21 protein-coding genes are annotated in these 15,057 nt (G+C 57.3%); 2 read left to right on the forward strand and 19 right to left on the reverse strand.

Features of this window, described 5'->3' with window-relative positions; all coding sequences use genetic code 11:
- Positions 1–50: 50 nt before the first annotated feature.
- The 18 genes from TSA66_RS07990 to TSA66_RS26090 form a co-directional block, all read right to left on the reverse strand.
- Positions 51–635, reverse strand: coding sequence for a phage tail protein (locus TSA66_RS07990; protein WP_232429368.1), 585 nt, complete (start codon positions 633–635; stop codon positions 51–53).
- Between the two features lie 189 nt (positions 636–824).
- A complete protein-coding gene (locus TSA66_RS07995) occupies positions 825–1,181 on the reverse strand; it encodes a DUF3168 domain-containing protein (RefSeq protein WP_040038627.1) in 357 nt (118 codons plus the stop codon).
- A complete protein-coding gene (locus tag TSA66_RS08000; RefSeq protein WP_052451982.1) occupies positions 1,178–1,657 on the reverse strand; it encodes an HK97-gp10 family putative phage morphogenesis protein in 480 nt (159 codons plus the stop codon). Before TSA66_RS08000 ends, TSA66_RS07995 begins: the two co-directional genes overlap by 4 nt.
- Positions 1,650–1,964 carry a phage head closure protein gene (locus TSA66_RS08005; RefSeq protein WP_040038628.1) on the reverse strand — a complete coding sequence of 105 codons (315 nt, stop codon included), beginning with the start codon at positions 1,962–1,964 and terminating at the stop codon, positions 1,650–1,652. The genes TSA66_RS08000 and TSA66_RS08005 overlap by 8 nt, the downstream gene beginning before the upstream one ends.
- 14 nt (positions 1,965–1,978) lie before the next feature.
- Entirely contained in the window at positions 1,979–2,548 is a 570-nt protein-coding gene (locus TSA66_RS08010; RefSeq protein WP_040038629.1) for a head-tail connector protein, read from the reverse strand.
- Positions 2,549–2,551: 3 nt separating this feature from the next.
- Entirely contained in the window at positions 2,552–2,827 is a 276-nt protein-coding gene (locus TSA66_RS08015; RefSeq protein WP_040038630.1) for a hypothetical protein, read from the reverse strand.
- 81 nt (positions 2,828–2,908) lie between these two features.
- Positions 2,909–4,126, reverse strand: a complete 1,218-nt coding sequence (locus TSA66_RS08020; protein ID WP_040038631.1) for a phage major capsid protein — start codon at positions 4,124–4,126, stop codon at positions 2,909–2,911.
- A 71-nt stretch (positions 4,127–4,197) separates the two neighbouring features.
- On the reverse strand, positions 4,198–4,893 hold the full coding sequence (locus TSA66_RS08025; RefSeq protein ID WP_040038632.1) for a head maturation protease, ClpP-related: 696 nt from the start codon (positions 4,891–4,893) through the stop codon (positions 4,198–4,200).
- Positions 4,862–6,115: a phage portal protein gene (locus TSA66_RS08030; RefSeq protein ID WP_157691544.1), complete on the reverse strand. Its 1,254-nt coding sequence runs from the start codon at positions 6,113–6,115 to the stop codon at positions 4,862–4,864. The genes TSA66_RS08025 and TSA66_RS08030 overlap by 32 nt, the downstream gene beginning before the upstream one ends.
- 74 nt (positions 6,116–6,189) lie before the next feature.
- Entirely contained in the window at positions 6,190–7,857 is a 1,668-nt protein-coding gene (locus TSA66_RS08035) for a terminase large subunit (protein ID WP_040038633.1), read from the reverse strand.
- A complete protein-coding gene (locus TSA66_RS08040) occupies positions 7,854–8,378 on the reverse strand; it encodes a P27 family phage terminase small subunit (RefSeq protein ID WP_198358658.1) in 525 nt (174 codons plus the stop codon). The genes TSA66_RS08035 and TSA66_RS08040 overlap by 4 nt, the downstream gene beginning before the upstream one ends.
- A 149-nt stretch (positions 8,379–8,527) precedes the next feature.
- Entirely contained in the window at positions 8,528–8,938 is a 411-nt protein-coding gene (locus tag TSA66_RS08045; RefSeq protein ID WP_040038634.1) for an HNH endonuclease family protein, read from the reverse strand.
- 202 nt (positions 8,939–9,140) lie between these two features.
- A complete protein-coding gene (locus tag TSA66_RS08050) occupies positions 9,141–9,512 on the reverse strand; it encodes an antiterminator Q family protein (RefSeq protein WP_040038635.1) in 372 nt (123 codons plus the stop codon).
- Entirely contained in the window at positions 9,509–9,736 is a 228-nt protein-coding gene (locus TSA66_RS08055; RefSeq protein ID WP_052451984.1) for a hypothetical protein, read from the reverse strand. Before TSA66_RS08055 ends, TSA66_RS08050 begins: the two co-directional genes overlap by 4 nt.
- Before the next feature lie 286 nt (positions 9,737–10,022).
- The gene (locus TSA66_RS25450; protein WP_052451985.1) at positions 10,023–12,269 is read right to left on the reverse strand and encodes a VapE domain-containing protein; all 2,247 of its coding nucleotides are present in this window, start codon (positions 12,267–12,269) and stop codon (positions 10,023–10,025) included.
- Positions 12,259–12,591 (reverse strand): hypothetical protein, encoded by a 333-nt coding sequence (locus TSA66_RS08065; protein WP_040038637.1) that lies wholly within the window; start codon positions 12,589–12,591, stop codon positions 12,259–12,261. The genes TSA66_RS25450 and TSA66_RS08065 overlap by 11 nt, the downstream gene beginning before the upstream one ends.
- A 2-nt stretch (positions 12,592–12,593) precedes the next feature.
- Positions 12,594–13,136 (reverse strand): phage regulatory CII family protein, encoded by a 543-nt coding sequence (locus TSA66_RS08070; protein ID WP_232429369.1) that lies wholly within the window; start codon positions 13,134–13,136, stop codon positions 12,594–12,596.
- 116 nt (positions 13,137–13,252) lie between these two features.
- Complete coding sequence (locus TSA66_RS26090; protein ID WP_084199166.1) at positions 13,253–13,528, reverse strand: transcriptional regulator; 276 nt, start codon at positions 13,526–13,528, stop codon at positions 13,253–13,255.
- A gap of 82 nt (positions 13,529–13,610) precedes the next feature.
- Between TSA66_RS26090 and TSA66_RS08075 the strand changes: the two genes are divergently transcribed.
- Positions 13,611–14,321, forward strand: coding sequence for a LexA family protein (locus TSA66_RS08075; protein WP_040038639.1), 711 nt, complete (start codon positions 13,611–13,613; stop codon positions 14,319–14,321).
- 15 nt (positions 14,322–14,336) lie between these two features.
- Here the strand turns inward: TSA66_RS08075 and TSA66_RS25455 are convergent, their stop codons facing one another.
- A complete protein-coding gene (locus TSA66_RS25455; RefSeq protein WP_040038640.1) occupies positions 14,337–14,591 on the reverse strand; it encodes an Arc family DNA-binding protein in 255 nt (84 codons plus the stop codon).
- 78 nt (positions 14,592–14,669) lie between these two features.
- Between TSA66_RS25455 and TSA66_RS08085 the strand changes: the two genes are divergently transcribed.
- Positions 14,670–14,948, forward strand: coding sequence for a hypothetical protein (locus TSA66_RS08085; RefSeq protein WP_157691545.1), 279 nt, complete (start codon positions 14,670–14,672; stop codon positions 14,946–14,948).
- Positions 14,949–15,057 lie beyond the last annotated feature (109 nt).

Genomic DNA, 15,057 nt, shown 5'->3' on the forward strand with positions numbered 1-15,057 from the left:
GTGAAAAAAAAGCAGCCCGACGATCAACTCGGGCTGTGCCACATGGTCAGTTACGACGCGTAGCGAACCGGCTCCGCCAGCAGGGACAACGTGATTTCGCAAGCCATGATCTCGTTCACGGTCATGGACGGCGTCTTGTTCAGGCTGATGTAGGCGTTGTAGAGGATGATCGCCTGGTTCGGCAGGACGATTTTCACGGCGCGCGGCAGGCGGTCGTCGTTCGCCTGGGAGGCCAGGACGTAGCCAGCCAGCGTCGGGTCATCCGCGATCGAGATCGAAAGACCGGATGCGCTCTTGTTCGTCGGGATGCGCTTTTCAGCATCGTCTTCCAGGAACTGGTAGTTCAGGAACTGCTGCTCGCCGCCACTGGAACTAGTCTTCAGGATCTGCTGCAGCTGCGTCCAGCCCGTGATTTCGCGCACCGAGCCGATACCGGTTCCGGCCGGATAGAGGGAAGTCGACGTCGAATTGATGCCTTCCAGGCTCACGTCATTCGTTGCCACGGCAGACGCGCGAACGATCTTGTTGTTCAGTTTCGACCAGCCGGAGGTGACCTCAATGAAGTCGCCGACACCAACACCATGCGACGCTTCGAGCGTGCCAACGGCCGGATTCGCATTGGAAACAACAGACATGGCCTTGGAAGTTCCATATCCGGACGCGATGTAAATGGTTGCACCATTAGGCAGACGTACGCCCATTTTTTACCTTTCTTGCCCCTGTAGGGCACTAAAAAAATAGCCCTTCCGGGCAAGAAAAAAGCCGCCACGGGCTACCCCGAAGCGGCTTGCTGGTTTTGGCCGTATGGCCGAATTCGTTATGGTTTAGCGGTCACTCCACACGCTGAAATCCTGTTGAGTCCCGTACAGTTTCAGTTCATCTTCGTGCAGCGCGATGGGGCCTCCGAGCGGCACTGCCTGGATCGTGGTCGCCGTGATGAATGCGGATTCCGCCTGCAGTGCGAGAGCCGAAGCCGCGGTACGCCCATCCGCCCAGACATTCACCTGGAACCGGCCGTTCTTCTTGCTCGGAACGGCGCCCTCCATAAAGGACAGCGGAATGCCGCCGACCTGCTGAAAGGTGATGTAAGGCCGCGGCGTACCGGCGGGTGCCGTGTCGGGATAGACGTGATTGCTGACCAGCCCCTTGAGCAGGTTGAAAATGTCGGCTTCGACAGTCAATTCAGTTTCTCCAGTGTCTTGTCGATTGCTTCACTCATTACAGCGTTTGATGCCTCGATCGCATCGTCGATCTTCGTGTCGTATGCAGGCCGGATGAACGGATGTGCTGGCACGAAGACTGGCTGCAAGGGGCCGTATTTGCCCTGCTTCTTCGTCCAGTGGCCGTTCTCGATCAAGTGACCGTGAGGCGCCTTCGCGGCATTCCAGCTGACGTGATACGTTGCGACGCCGTCACCGCTGTTATCCACGCTGAACGCCTGGTAGATCGCGGCCTTCAGCGCGCCGGGCTCGTATAGCTTGCCCTTGTACATCCGCGCCGATTTTGCGACCGGGACCAGGCGCAACACCTCCTCATACAGCACCTGTGCACCGGCCTGGGCTGCCGGCCGCGCATTCTCCTTGATGACGTCCGTCAGGTGATCGAGCGATGATTTCAGATCATCGAAGTCGAATTTGACAGTGAACGAATCAGGCATTGACCGCCTCGCAAACCAAGTCGACGTGCTGCTTTCTCGCGACGTCGGGCAGCACGGCCTTGATGTTATAGATAATGCCGCCATGGATCACGCGCATGCCGGCATTGATGTCGTCGCGGTGCCGGATCCTGATGCTGACGCGCGTAATAGACGCTTCTGCACCGGCCTTCACCGTCTCCATTCCGGTCTGGTAGCGGATGTCCGCCCACAGATCGGCCACATCGGCCCATCCCGTGGGAAGCGGCTGCCCGATCTCGTCCCGCTCAGTTCCCAGTGCCTGCAGCTTCACCAGGGTGTTGAGTTGCATCGAAAACGCTGCCATTACAGCCCCCAGATTCGATACCGATCGAGCAAATGGTCGATGAACGACGCCTGGACGCTATCCTTTTCCGGAATACCCGAAGGATCGAACTGCTCGACCAGTTTCGCGAGGATGTACAGCTTGATCGCCGGCGGCGTATTCGTCTCGTCGTCGCCATAGCCACAGACAATATCGGCGACTACTGCATTCCTGCGCGCATATGTCGACGGCCAGGATGTTCCCGGTATCGCCAACAGCCGGCATGGCTCAGTCATGTTATCCAGCTCATACAGCGCCGGAGACAGTGTCTGCAGCACGTTATCAGCGTCGTAATACTTGACTGAAGTTACCGATGCGACCGGCGGACGAGGCAATTTGATCGCATCAGGGAAAGCATCCAAGGAGACGCGCCATGTCTGCGACACCAGCGCGCGCCCCATCAGATGCTCGGCGTATTCGATGATGCCCATCAGCCATGCCTGAATAACGGCATCCAGCGCCGTATCGCTCGCGGGAATGCGCAGATTCGCTTTCGCATCGGTGAGCGATACGGCCAGCTTAGCCGGCGGGCTAATGAGCTTCGCCGACATCGCTTACTCCGCCTGATTGGTGGCGCCGGCACCGCCTTCCGCCGTGGAAGCCGCCTTTGCTGCGGCTTCCAGTTCTTCCGGATCCAGATGCTCGATCAGCTCGGCGCCTTGACTGATCACGTACTTAACGGCGTCGGAATCGGTATCGATCTGGCCGGCTTTTTCCAAAGCCTTGGCCTTTCCGGCGGAGAATGTAACGGCCTGGTTCGGCTTGTACGCCACACCATCCACGGTTGTGTCGACAATGACGCGTGCCGGAACTTTGTTTGCTTTTGCCATGTTTTCCTCAAAAGGTGAATAAAGAAGGACGCACGAGCCGGACGGCCCGTGCAGACGTCTGCACTATGCTGCGGCGTGCGTTTAGGTCGCGGAGTGCTGGAAGGTCTTGACGGCGTTCACGTCCAGCAGATTGCCGCCGGCACGTGCCCATGCCAGGAAGCCGACTTGCCCCTTGGATGCGTAGGCGGAGTCTTCGAAGCGGAACAGCGTCAGATCCAAGACGTCGCGGATCATGTAGCGGTCGAAGCAGCCGTAGCCGATGGTCTTGGCATTGGCGCCAGGTTGAGCCATGTCGTTGTTGATGACGACATCGGAACCGAGCAACTGAGCCGGCGTTCCCGTCTTCATGCCGATTTCGTAGGCATCCGCCCAAACAGGACGGCCGGTAGTGTCCTTGATCTTGCGGACCACCTTGCGGGTTTGCTGATGCATCATGAACGCGCAGTTGCCCATCGCTTGATAGGCCGCGTCGATCGACTCTTGCAGATCCACCAGGTCATCGAAGCCGAGGGTCGTAGTATTGCCAGTCGCAGCAGTCTTGCCGACGCTTGCAGCAGTCACGAAGCCAGTCGGCTGACCGGTACCGGTACCCGTCGTAAAGCCGGCATTCATTGTGCGGCCGATACGGTCACGAATGCGCTTGTTCACCATTGCAACGATGTCGATGCTGGAGTCTGCAAGCAATTCAATCGGGATCGTGATGATCTTCGACGATGCCTTGAACGCATTCAGACTGACGGTACCGAAGGTAGGATCAGCGGAGGTTGCCTGAGTGTTTTCTGCAACCCATTCGCCAGTTTCGGAAGTGCCGTCCGAAGTCGGATAACCCATCGCATTGCCGGCTGCGGTCGTGATGGACGAAGCGACGGAGCGCATACCACCGTATGCCTTCAGGTAGTCGATCAGCTCTTGTGCCACATTGGTCTGCACCGCGTAGCCACCCTGCGAACCGGTGCCGGTGGACATCGTGTTACGAATCAGAAGGTGCTCTTCGCGTGACAGCGCATTGACGCCTTCGCGCAGCAGCTTGGCAAATGCCGAGCGCGTAACCGCCTCGCCTTTGTTTTCCGGCGCGCGGCGGAACTGATCGACGTCACGGTTATGAGCCTCGGTTTCGAGGGCAAGCACCTTCTCGACCGCAGCGATCTCTTGTTCCAGTGCTTCGATTTGATCGGCGCGGGCATCGAATGCTGCCTGGTCTTCTTTCGACCAGACGCGATCGCCTTTCTGCTCCAGTTGGTTACGGGCTTCGCGCGCGAGTTGCTGACGTTGCTCGCGCAATGCTTGAATTGATTTCATGGGAAATGTCCTTTCCAAAGGTCGAAAAAAAAGCCGCTCAAGGCGGCAGTAATCGGAGTTGCGCGAGCGCGTTAGCCGATTTCGTGCAGGCGCAGCCGGTTGAGGTTGCGCTGTCGGACCACCTCCCAGTTCGGAGAGTTGTCCTGCTTCTGTTCGATCTTCGGCGCGTTGCTGTATGCCGAAAGATCCCATCTGTTGTTGGCGGCGGGCGCGTCACCGATTGAATCAACGAAGCCGTTGTCGAGCGCTTCTTGCGCCGTGAACCATGTTTCCGCCTTCATCCAGGCCGCGATCTCCTCGACGGACTTGCCGGTTTTCTTGGCGTAGTCGTTGATGATCGAGCCGTCGATTTTGTCCAGAAGCGCGGCTGTTTCGGTCAAGTCATGCTTGTTACCGTAAGCCATCGTCCATGCCTCATGGATCATGAAGAAGGAACCCTCAGCCATGATGACGCTCTTTGCCGCGATCGCCACATAGGTAGCAGCGCTGGCGGCGAGCCCGTCGATATAGGCGGTGACGTTGCCATGCTGCGCGATCGCCGTCGCCATCGCCCGACCGTCGAACACGTCGCCGCCAGGAGAATTGATCCGCAGCGTTACCGCCTGGCCGCTCAGCTCGGCGAGCGTCTTGTTGAACTCGGCAGCGCCGATGCCCCAGTAGGGATCGATCACGTCATAGAGGTAGATCGTGGCGGCATCGCCCTCGGCGCGAATTTTCACCGGATCGCGGCTGGCGTTATTGCGAATCAGTTGAACGAGCTTTTTCATCGTGTTCTGTCCTTCTCGGAGGTTGCTGCGGTTGCGGCGGTTGGTCTGGGTGCGGCGGCTGTTCCGGCGGTCGTGGTTGCTGGCTTTGCTGCTTGGTCGGGTCGTAAAGCACGTCGCCGCCAGTAATCGGCGGCAGATTCTTCGCCTTTCGAAGTTCGTTCACCGTCATCCACCCCGGCCCCTGCGATCCTCCGAGGGCTTGCCGCATATACTCGCCCTCTGCTTTCGAGTCTCCGGCGAGCAGCGCCTCCATCTTGTGCTCGACAAAAGGCGAGGCACGCCGGAACAGTTTCCGGTTGAGCTCCTGCCGGAGTCGGGTGATGTACGGCTGAAGCGAGAACTTTACGAAGCCAATTGTCATCTGCTCGACGCCCGAACCCCATGAACTTGTCGTTTCCTGAGCACCGATCATGTGCGGCGGAACGCCAAACGCACGCGCGATATCGATGACCTGAAATTTGCGCGACTCCAGCAGCTGGGCATCGCCAGCCGTCATGCTCATTTCTTTGATTGTCAGCCCTTGCGTCAATACCATCGGCTTTGCCGCGTTATCGACCCCGGAATACTTTTTCTCGTACTCTTTCTTGAGCTGATCGATCTGCCCTTCGTCCATCTTATTGGGCGAAGTGATAATGTGCTTCGGCGCCGCGCCGTTGGCGAAGAACTTTCCGGAATAAGCGTCTGCGGCCAATGCAACGCCAATGGACTGAAATGCCGCCCATTGAATGACCGACATGCTGCGCATGCCATTGAAGCCGAATCCTGCAAAGTGCAGCATGTCATCCTGGTGCACCGCGCGAACTTCCCCGGTCTGGTAATCAGTGACGATGTACACCAGGGCATCGCCGATCTTGCGCACCTCGACGTAGTCGGGATGCAGCGGACGCATTGCCTTGATGCTGGCCATGCTACGTACGATCTCGACGAAGCCGTCACCACGCAGGCAGATCGACTTGATCACCCACTCCCACATTGAAGCCGCGGTCCAGTTCTCGATCGGCTGCTCGTTCAGAAGCCACCACAATGCCGGCTCAATTTCCTCGCGACCTGTATTCGACTCTTTGTACACGGAAACCGGAATCGCGGCGATCGCGCCGGCGAGTAACCGGACACAGGCATACACCGCAGATACCCGCATGGCAGTATCTGCGGTCACCGGGAAACCGGATGCCGATGGCGCACCACCGAGCAGTTCGATGACCTGCGGATCACTCGATCTCACAAGCGTCGCGTTTTGTATGGACGCAACTTCTCCGCTCCCCTTGCCGGAAAACCATTTTTTGATCGTGTTTAGCATTAGAGAGAGACAAACCCTTGGTCAATACTGTTGTCTTCGAACATGAGCGCACGCCCCATCGCCATCAGCATGGCGACCGGAGCATCGATCTTCTCGCCCGGCTTATCTTTCGTCGGATGCTTGAGCCCGGAGAACTTGGACTCGCGCATGATGACGTTACCTATCATCCACTCCACGCATGTGTTTCCTTCGTGCTGCAGGTCGCCGGTAAGCACCAGGTTCTCGACCTCGATGATCGGTAGCGTGAAGTGCGATGACGTCTGCGTGATCTCGACCATGGTCAGGCCGGCATCGATCAGCTTCGTCACGAAGTAGGCTGCAAACTTCGGGTCATAGGCGGCCTCCTTCAGCTCGAACTTCTTGTAGAAGGACTCCAGGTCGCTGCGGATCACATCGAAGTCCGTCGCATTGCCGTCTGTGACGATCAATTCGCCGAGCCCTTGATAGCGCCGGAAGTGATCGTTTTCCGGCTTCGCAACCTCCGCCTCGTTCAAGTACAAACGGAAGAACACGTAGTGCTTGCGGCCACGCTTGAACACCAGGCAGACGGCTGCAATATCGCTTTTCTCAGCCAGGTCAAGGCCGATCCAGCATTCCTCGCCGGCGAAGTCGTCCAGCGTCAGGTTCGCATCGCCACACTTGCGCCAGTCGTCGACCGGGATCCACTTCTCTCCGCCAGCAAGCCAGATATTCAGGCGCTTGGTCTTGAAGTTCGGCTGCTCGGTCGGCTGCCGCTTTGCCCGCTCGCAAGCATCCCGCAGGCCGCTGAGATACACCGACACGCCCAGATTCGGGTTTGCCTTGGCCCACTCGATCGGATCGTCCCACTTCTTCGGATCATCAACCGTGTAGACCACGGCGAGGAAGTCATCATCCTGGACTATCCCTTCGAGCACCTTCTCGGCATAGCAATGCTGCTCGTACCCGAAGCTGCTCAGATCGAAGCCGGCGGTCGTGATCTCCCAGATCAACGGCTGCCGGCGCGCACCCTGCCCCGACTTGATGACGTCGTAGATTTCGCGATTCGGATGGGCGTGCACCTCATCCAGGATCGCGCCGTGCGGGTTCAAGCCATCCATCGACTTGGAGTCCCGGCCCAGCGGCACGAACTTATCGGCCTTCCCCCTTACGTACAGCTCGCTGCGTCGCTCCGCGATATGCCGGCGCAAGTGTGGGCTTGCCTGCCGCATGCGCACGGCTTCGTCGTGCGTAATGCGCGCCTGTTCCAGCTTGGTCGCAGCCGTATAGACCTCGGAGCCGCCCTCACCGTCGAACACGAACAGGTACAGGCCGACGCCGGCCAGCTTCGTACTCTTGCCGTTTTTACGCGGAACCTCCTCCCATACCTCGCGGAAGCGGCGAGTGCCGTCTGCCCGCATCCAGCCGAAGGCCAGCGCCACCCAGAACTGCTGCCAGGGCGACGGTACAAACATCTGCCCGGCCCACTCGCCCTTTGAATGACGGAGGAACAGGAATGACTCCAGCGCGTGCTGGGCATGAGCCTCGGAAAACCACAGGCCTCGCTCGTGCCCGGTTTCGAGGTCGCGATAATGCCGCTCAACGCCGAGCCGCGTCCAGCGGCAAACCGGAATCTCGCCGGCGAGCACCGCTCTGCCGTAGGCGTCCCAGTCGAAGGTGGCGGTGCGCGCCTGCTTCGGCGCGCTCACTTCTTGCCGACGATCCGCATCCCGATCGCGGCCTTCTGCGAACGGAACTTTTCGATTGGATCGTCGAAGAGTGAGCCCTGCGGACCATCGCCGATGGCCTCGCCCTTGATCTTGTGGAAGCTGGGGATGGTGAGCGCCGCCTCGGGCAACCAGGCGAGCAGCTGTTTCTTGTAGTCCCGTGCCATGTAGTAGGCTGGATCCGGCGCCCGGTATCCGTTCTTGCTTTCGCGGATATGGCTGCCGCCATTGTCACGCTTGACGCGGTCCAGCTCGTCCTCCGCATCCACCCAGTTGACGAACGTGCGACAGATGATGGTCAGCATCATCGCGTCAGTGCGATGGATCAGTCCGTACTCATGCAGCGCCTGGGTGACGTGCCTCCAGATTTTCTTTTCCTTGGCGGACAGCTTGGTGATCTGGTCCGGAATTTCCGAAAGAATTGCCGCGACAGCAGGCGGCACGGACGTAGCCATGTCATCGTCAACCGATGGCAACGCCGTTAAATGGCTCTCTGCGCTCATGATTCTTCAGATCCAAGAAAAAAGAAGTCCTGCAGGATGGAGGGCTGATTTCCTTACCCCCCCCCTACTCCAAAAATATAGCTACGCGAAAATTGACGAACCGGACGGTCTACGTCGATTTTCGGCAGACTTTTGACCACCCCCGGGGGTCAGCGTCCGAAGCCGCCGTCCTCGCGCGCGGTCTTGCGATCGTGGCATGGCTTCGACATCGCCTGCCAGTTCTTCCTGTCCCAGAACAGGGACTGTGCGCGAGTGACCGCTGCCGGATCGCCACTGTCCTTCGCTTCCTTCAGCTTGTGCGGAACGATGTGGTCAACCACAGTAGACGGAATGATCAGCCCTTCGCGCCGGCATTCGTCGCACTCGCACAGCGGATGCTCGCGCAGGTATGTCTCGCGTGCGTTCTGCCACTTGCGGCCATACCCGCGCTCGTTCGCATTGCCACGCCGCTCATCACTTTGTCGCCGGTACAGCGCAGAGTGCTTGTCACAATAGCCCGGCGCATCAACGAGCTTCCCGCACGCTGGATGTCGGCAAACTGTCTTTGCTCGTGTGGCCATGGCGTTTGAAGTAAAAAAGCCGCAGCGCCGTAGGATATTGACGACGTTGCGGCGAGGCCGATGGGGAGTTTCACCGGAGGAGATTACCGAGCACTTAGCTGCGAATTCGTCATTCCGAACGCGCTGCAAAGCGTAGCTGAATCCTACGTATTTTCTCCAATGGTTTCTAGGGTATGCATACACGTCACAAAAGGAAAAAGTTTCACGCGTTAGTATCTGCTATCGCGGATTTGCGCTCTGCCATGCGCTTTTCCACCAGTTTGTGCAGCGATTCCATGCGCGCATAAACGGTGTTCACATGGCAGCGCATGCGCCCGGCAATGGTCTGATTGGACATGCCTTGCACATAGCGCTGATAGCCGGTCTCGTACAGTTCCTTCTTTGACGCCTTGACGCCGGCCATAACGGTGTCGATCTCCATCTCATCAGCGTCCGCGCACAGGTCAGGACCGGCGGTCCCACGGATATGCACGGGCTGGTAGGCCGGATAGCTGCCACCAGCGCCACCGCTTCGACGCAGCCCGTTCATCCACTCGCCCCACCGTTCCAGCCTTTCATCGACCCATTTGATCACTTGTCGCTCTCCCTTTTGATTTCTTCTGACACCGCACGTCCGGTTACCGCGTCCCACGTCACGCGCACGGCTGCGCCGCTATTCACCTTGGTCCCGATCTCGACGCCGTTTTCGCAGGCGTAAAACACCGGTTCTCCTCGTATCCCCCTGCGAATCTGTCCGTCGATCATTTCCTTGCCAAATGCTTCTCGCAGGTCATCGATGAACGCTGTTACCGTCGGCATCTTTTCTCTCAGATTGCTCTTCGACACTCTGTCTAACCTCCTAACCTGCAAAAAATGGTTGGACGATGAAAAACCGCATCAAATAAGGCTCCGTCTAACCTCCTAACCATCCTAACCACATTCAAATTCTCATAAGATATTGATCTTCACTCCCGTGCGTATGCGCACGTAAAACAGGTTGGACGGGTTAGGAGGTTGGACGAAGCCTTGCGCCATCAGGGGGTTAGGCGTCCAACCTTTTGCCATGCGGTTAGACGACCCGGACGGGTTGGACGAACCTATCCTGCTAGATCGGCAGGTCGTCGAGCTCGTCGACTTCACCCCTGACCACGGCTTGCGCAGGCGCCGGCTTTGACGGGCGCAGGTAATACCATTCCCGACCGCCGGTACTTCGCCGCTTCTTTTCCCACCCCATGCGCTTCATACACGACGCGATACGCATCGTCTCGGTCTTCGCGCCGCTAATCTTGCCGATATCGATCTCCAGGGCTTTTGTAAGCAATTCTTCGGACGTCACCTCATCGATCCTGCCGCCAGGGCGCGGCGTCCCACCCACATGCAACGCCTCGCCATCCACATACCGCTGGATTCGCGGCTCCCACGGATCGGCCAGCTCCCGCGCCTCCTGCTCAGGCTCGATCAGCTCGCGCTGCTCTTCCCGCGTCGGATGCCATTTCTCTCCCTGCTCGATCAATACAACCGCCTCCGCAAACAGCTGGTCGCGGACCGCTGCCAACATCTCGGTATCGATCTTCCCGCAGCGCACCGGCCATGAACGCCGGTTGCCCGTGGAGTCCTTCAGGTATTCATCCTGGTTGGTGGTCGCAGCAAAGCAGGTTCGCCGCAGCACATTCACCATGCGCCGGCCATATGGAGCACGGAACCGATCTGTCTTGTTGGTGATAAAGGCCTTGATCGACGTCGAGTCCGCCTTGTTGAAGGAATCAAGCTCGGCGATCTCGTAGAGCCAGACGCCCTGGATCGCCAGATACGCATCCTTGTCGCCGACCTTGAACGGCGTTTCGCTGTACCAGTCGCCGCCGAGCACGCGCAGAGCAGATGACTTACCAGCACCCTGCCCGCCCTCAAACACCGGCATGTAATCCATCTGACAGCCCGGATAGAACGCCCGCGCCACCATCGACATGAGGAACAGCGTGCCCACCAGCGCGTGGTATTTCGTCGGCTCGGCGCCCATCACATCGGTTAGCCAGGTGTGCAACCGCTGTTCGCCGTCCCATGTCAATGATCGGAGATACTCCGTTACAGGGTTGAACTGGTTTTCTCTCGCAGCCTGCGCGACGGCTTTCTCGATTGCGCCATCTGATTTGATGATGATGCTGTAGTTGCGCGCCAGGTACAGGCCCAGGCTGAAATCATCGCCCTCGGTCCACTCGCCGAGCTCGCCGCCCCATGGTGGCACCCGCCGCTTCACCTGCTGCATGGAGAACTCGTTCAGCGCGACCAGCCCCTTCAGAGCCTCGTCGTTCATCAGGATGATGTGGACATTCTCCCGACAGTCTTCGAGTCCACCGCGCGGCTTGGCTATTAGGGTATCGCGCCAATGAGGCTGCTCTCTGTCCGGAGCGGCAACTGGCGACGCGCTAGCCGGGCCAGGGGTAGACGCTGTTTTTTTCGCCGCAGCCGGGGTTAGCCGGGGTGATTTTGGCGGCCGCCACCCTCGGTCGACAGCCATCTTGTAGACACTGGCAACCGTGATGCTGCCATTGCCGAATGATTTCCAGTGCGATTCGAGATCCTTCAGCCCGCCGTACTTGCCAGACTTTTGGGACCACCAATCCCACACGCCGATGCCACCCTCACCCAAGGCATCGTAAATACCCATGCCAACGCGTATCCATTCGTCATAGCCGCAGTCAGCCGGAATGACCGCCAACGCTGATTCCAGCTTGGCACGCTCGTCCACCGGACCGGCAACGGGCGGCGTCGCAGAACGCACCAGGTTCTTTGCTCCTTTCACCGTCACCCGCAGCCGGTTCAATACCGCATCGGATATTGGCGTGATTCCCCTGCTACACCCCATGTACGGCTTCGCGGTGAACGTAAAATATTGCCGTCCACAAAACACCTCGAGCCCGATCTCATTGGATTTAAATGTCTCGGATTCGCCGGCAACGATGATGTGCACACCGGTGCCCGAGGGCGAGTATTCCGTGTAGGAGTCACAAGCGTCGATGATGTTCTGCGCACGCTCGGTAATCGCGCCGTCCTCACGATTAATGCAGCCATCGATGTCAATGCCGATCAACCCATCATTGGGAAGAAAAGCAAATCCGACACCGGAATAACGTCCATTCGTGGACCGCACCACCTCCAGAGCCTTGTCGAGTGTGACAAGCGCAGCGCGGTCAGCCTCGTCGCCCTGCTTGCCAACGCGCCGCGCGCCGCTCGCATAGTAGGGCATCTTCTTCGGCTTTTTCTCACCCGGCTCGAAGCGCCATATAAGCCACTGTGCGCGCTCACGTAAAGACACAGGAACCAGGCTCGGATCAATGCCCGGATCATGTGCCATCGGCCACCTCATCAGTGAAATGCTCGCACAGATCCTCTAGCGCATCCGCAATGCGCAGGCCGGGACCGTACATGCCGATGAAGGCCTCGGGTGCTCGGCGTTGCAACGCCTTGAAGCGATCGGTATTGGCGTTCGATATCACCAGGCGCCCGCTGATGGCGAACACGCCGAACGGCTGTGCATTGGTATGCGTACGTGACAGCACGCGATGAATTGCCTCGGTGAGCGACGTCGCTGCTTTAACGTTGCGCCGGAATTTCGGCATTGCGACGCGCTTTGGCGCACGAGCTGCCGATAGCTTCGGTATCTTCAGTGCGGTCATGACTACGCCTCCGCATCATTTCCGGCACGAGCACGCACGCGGGCCCGCAGTTCGGTCATCGCGCCAATCGCCTCGCGAAATTCCTTTTCGAGCTTCTCAAGCTCGTCGGACTTGATCTTGCCGTCGTTATTTAACGCGTCGTAAATGCCCGAGGCCACATCACCGAATTCCTTCATGGCCCGGCACACGGTCTGCGTCAGATCCTCATCGCGCACATTGTCCAGGCTCGGAACCGGAACCAGCACTTGCCCGAGACGCCAGGCGAACGCCTGTGCAGGTAGCAATGCATCCGGCACACCGGCGTCAATGCACAGCTCAATCACTTCCGTGGCCTCCTCGAACGTCATGTGATGGGTCATGATCCCAGGCCGCAGCTTGTTGTACATGACGGGAACTGTCTTCCCCATGCGTTGCGCCACCGATTCGATACCGCCTTTGAACGAGCGCGCAATCTTATAAAGCGCGTCGTGCTGATTGATCTCCGAATATTTACAGGTCACGGTAAACCTCCCTTTTATTACCGATGTGGAATGTGTTTTTTTCAACTATCGTTCCATCAACAGAGCTTTATCCGCGAGGAAACGATGATTGATATTTCTCAAAAACTGATTTCAGGCCAAAAAAAAGGCGGCGAGCCGAAGCCCACCGCCTGGACGTTGGTCTATCCCTTCTTGTCGCATGCGTGCCGCCCACTTTCTGGAGCAGCGCAGGAGAAACGCAGCACAGCCCATTCAACATCTGGGCGCAGTTGTTCGCATGTCACCTCGCGATCAGTAATTCGCTCAATTGAAGGGCAATAGTCAGCCGGAACGCGATTGATCAGCCATTGCTGAACAACCTGATAAGAAACAGGACGTTCCATAGTGCTGAGGGCATCTGCAAACGCCTTCAGAGTTTTGAATCTGCCAATCGCGAGGTTCAGCGCTTCGTTCTTCATGCGCTTTATTCTACTAGTTTTTCTAGTGCGCGCAAGAAACTTTTGCATTGCCACTATAAATACTTGTGCTTATGGTTCCACCATGACGACAATCCACGAACGAATTAAGACAAAGCGGCTTGAACTCGGCTTGACCATGGACGAACTGGCCAAACGGGTCGGCGTCTCCAGTTGGCAAACGGTTCAGCAATGGGAGAAAGAAGGCGGGACGGCACCTAAGCGATCCCGGTTAGATGCCGTTGCCCAAGCACTTAATGTGACGGTGGATTGGCTGCTTTCCGGACCTGATATTGTCGTAAGAAGTGGCAACACCATTATGGTCGCGGAGATCAAAACTACAGGTCGCAAGCCAGACTTCAATGTCCAGGACATTGAATCCAATCAAAAGCCCATTCCTCTGATCTCATGGGTCCAGGCAGGAGACTGGTGCGAAGCTCAAGATCAATACAACGTCGGCGATGCCGAAGAATGGATTGCGTGCCCTGTTAAACATGGCCCACGCACTTATGCCCTACGGGTTAGAGGCGAAAGCATGCGGAATCCTGGCAGCAAACCATCCTTTGACGATGGAGACGTTATCTTTGTCGACCCGGATCGCGCCGCAGAGCACAAGTCGCTCGTGATTACAAAACTCGAAGAAACTAATGAAGCTACTTTTAAGAGGCTTCTCATCGATGGAAAGAGCTGGTATTTGGAGGCGCTAAATCCCTCTTGGCCCAATCGCATCATGCCAATTAAGGCAGATGCTCATGTCTGCGGAGTGGTGATAGCTCGCCTTGAGAGCTTTGTCTAGCACCAAATAGCACCTTTACCGCGCTATTTCTTGGCCAAATCCACCGATACTTATCTCGATTCTGCCAGGGTCATTTCTTCTGATCAGCTCTTGTACTAACTCACCTGTCGTAAAGTCAGCCAATTTTTTTTGATCTGCGGCAAAGCTCTCTATCAATCGCGCCAAGATTTCGGCATTCAATGATCTCTGTGACTTCGCCACAGATTGATCAAGCTGCTCTTTTATATCCGTTGGAATTCTTAAACCGAACGGCACGATGTCTTTTTTCATCGCCGTAGTTTAATAATCCGATACTTCACAGAATAGGTGCAAAGTGCAACTATTCCCGTGTGGCAATCATGCCGCAATGTGAAAAACAATCAAGAAGGTATTGAAATGGATATGGGATTTGACATTCTGCACCAGGAGATGACCGCTACCGAGGACTTGACACTTCGAGCAGGTGAACTTGCAGCGCTCGGGTGCCTCATTCAAACAGAATCATTTAACGGCATGGCGCCAGAAATAAGGGCGAGCACAGCCCGACTTCTAGGGAAAATCATCACTGAGGTGAATGACCTTATCCCCCGAGCGCTCAACGAAAGCTGCCCCGAGCCTATCTGCCGCAAAATTAAGCGCCCTTCTTAATTCACCACTCGCCCGGTTTCCATCGGGCATTCTTTATGCGAATTTCAGAATAAAAACATTTCCACATATAACAGCAATGTCTAAGAAAAGCCGGTAGCTCCACACTAGT

The sequence above is a fragment of the Noviherbaspirillum autotrophicum genome (genome assembly GCF_000818395.1).
In the GTDB taxonomy this organism is placed as follows: Bacteria; Pseudomonadota; Gammaproteobacteria; order Burkholderiales; family Burkholderiaceae_D; genus Noviherbaspirillum; species Noviherbaspirillum autotrophicum.